We start from the raw sequence: 2,558 nt of genomic DNA on the forward strand, positions 1-2,558 counted from the left end.
CCCGCCTCATCCACCGTGGGCACGTTGGGCAGGCCGGGCAAGCGCTTGCGGCTGGTCACCGCCAGCGCGCGCAGCTTGCCCTGCTGCACGAAGCCGATGGAGGACGGCGCGTTATCGAACAGCATCGTCACCTGACCGCCCAGCAAGTCGGTCAGCGCGGAGGAACTGCCCTTGTAGGGCACGTGCAGGATGTCCACACCGGCCATGGACTTGAACAGTTCGCCCGACAAGTGCGTGGAGCTGCCGGCCCCCGACGAGGCAAAGCTGAGCGAGCCCGGCTTGCTCCTGGCCAGCGCCACTAGTTCCGGCACGGTGGTTACCGGCAGGCTCGGCGACACCACCAGGATGTTCGCGTTCTGGGTGACGTAGCTCACCGGCACGAAATCCTTGGCCACGTTGTAGCCCATGCGGCTGTACAGATGGTCGTTGATCGACAGCACGCCGGTCGTGCCCATCAGCAGCGTGTAGCCATCGGCCGGGGACTTGGCCACCAGCTCCGCGCCGATATTGCCGCTGGCGCCGGCCCGGTTGTCGATCAGGAACGGCTGCTTGAACTGCTGAGAGAGCTTCTCGGCAATGATGCGCGCGACCACATCGGTGGACCCGCCAGCGGCAAACGGCACCACGATGCGCACCGCCTTGTTGGGGTAGCCGTCGTCCGCGGCGGGGGCGTCTGCGGCGTGGGCCAGGCATGGCAGGACAGCAAGCAGTACTGTGCTCAGGCGGATCAAGCTCTTCATCTGGGGGTCCTGTGGGGGAGAGAAAAGTGGCACTTTGCATCCATCGCCACGCAGTACAGCGCCGTGGTTGAAGCCAAATTCTATGGACCCTTATTAATCTGGACAAACGAATTCGACTGACCGATTATTACGAAATCCTGAAAAATAGACCGGACCGCGATCCTGGCCGCCGCCCCCCACCCTCATGCGCCACAACGTCACCCTCAAGCAACTGCGCTGCTTCCTGGCCGTCGCCGACACCGGCTCCTTCACCGCCGCCGCCCTGCGCCTGTGCATGACGCAATCGGCGCTCACTGCCACCATCCAGCAACTGGAAGAGGCGGTAGACCTGAAAATGTTCGACCGCACCACCCGGCGCGTGGCCCTGACCGAACACGCCGAACGCTTCCGGACCGAGGCGGAGAAAGTCGTCAACGGCTTCGACAGTTCGGTCTACGACCTGATGGCGTTGTCCCAGGGCAACCGCGGCCATATCCGCATCGTCGCCGCCGCCTCGGTCATCAACCACTTCCTGGTCCGCGCCATCCCCAGGTTCCGCGAGAGCTATCCCGGCATCACCATCTCCCTGCGCAACCCCGCCGCCCGGCAAGCCGAGCGGCTGGTGCTCGAAGGCGAAGTGGATTTCGCGATCGACAGCAAATACCAGGGCCACGAAGGCCTCGACTACACGCCACTGGTGGCCGACTCCTATGGCGTGGTGTGCCACCGCGACCTGCCCCTCGCGCAACTGGAGCGCCCCGTGTGCTGGGCCGACCTGACGCCCGAGCAATACATCGGCTTCAGCGCGGACACCGGCATTGGCCACTTCCTGCGCAGCCACGCCGGCAACTGGCCCGTGCTCGGCGGCCAGCACGACGAAGTGGAAAGCACCAGTTCCCTGTTCGCCATGCTCAGCATGGGCAAGCAGTATTCGGTACTGCCGGCGCTGGCCAACAAAGAGCGCGAGTATCCCGACCTGGTCTTCAGGGAATTGCACGAGCCGCGGCTGTCGCGGGAGATTTGCGTGATCACCCGGCCGCTGCGGTCGCTGTCGCCCAGTGCGCAGCGGCTGCTGGGGATATTGCTGGATGAGATACGGGGGCAGGCCATGCCGCCCGGGGTGTCGGTGCAGGCGGCCGCGCAGGCGGAGATGGATTAGGGGTGCGAAAAACTGAGTCGTCCAAGGCAGACAGTGCGCCCAGCACCAGATACCCTACCACTCCCCCCGCCGGTGATTGGATACCCACCGATACATGCCAAGCACATTAGGAAAGCGCATCGCGTCGTAAGCCGTCCATGACTTCACCTCATCACTGAACTTCACGTTCCGATAAAGCTCGTCCCACGACTGGCCGCGCCGAACCAGCAGGTTGGGGGAAGTGTGCGATGTGTATTGCTTGTGGCCCGCTGACGCGGGTTTTGGCGCTTGCTGGGCGGGGTTTTGATGCTTCTAGCTGCTGTCGCGGCTGGGCGGTGTTGCCATTTTAGAACGTGTGAGATGTCACTTTTCTTTACTCGCGGGCGTAAAGAAAAGTAACCAAAAGAAAGCGATCCTTGCAGGAGGCTGGCGTGGCGTCATTGGGGACCCCAATGGTTTCGTCGTACGGCCCCGGGTTCTAATGACCTCGTGCCGTTACCAGTTTAGATCATCACGACACTGCCAATGCCCAGGGTTTCGTGGTGGCCCCCACCGGTAGCCACCACCACGAATTTCAAGCCGTCTGTCGCTCGCGGCGCGGGCGCCCACGAAGTTGCAGGCGTCCCGTTTTCGTCGTGGGCGCGGTGGCACCGAGAAAATAAATCCGAGGGTTTCACCACCGCGCCCACCCCACCACGAAA

General features: G+C 63.3%; 3 protein-coding genes. 1 reads left to right on the top strand and 2 read right to left on the bottom strand.

The window, feature by feature from the left end; all coding sequences use genetic code 11:
* A partial coding sequence (locus ACYP5B_RS32915) for a Bug family tripartite tricarboxylate transporter substrate binding protein (RefSeq protein WP_459572416.1) occupies positions 1 to 740 on the bottom strand: 740 nt, incomplete at its 3' end.
* 184 nt (positions 741 to 924) lie between these two features.
* On the opposite strand from ACYP5B_RS32915, the gene ACYP5B_RS32920 reads away from it, so the two are divergent.
* The gene (locus ACYP5B_RS32920) at positions 925 to 1,878 is read left to right on the top strand and encodes a LysR family transcriptional regulator (protein WP_400102319.1); all 954 of its coding nucleotides are present in this window, start codon (positions 925 to 927) and stop codon (positions 1,876 to 1,878) included.
* 482 nt (positions 1,879 to 2,360) lie between these two features.
* On the opposite strand, the gene ACYP5B_RS32925 is transcribed toward ACYP5B_RS32920, so the two are convergent.
* On the bottom strand, positions 2,361 to 2,558 hold a 198-nt coding region (locus tag ACYP5B_RS32925; protein WP_459572417.1), incomplete at its 5' end, for a hypothetical protein.

It is taken from the genome of Cupriavidus sp. 8B, assembly GCF_054589115.1.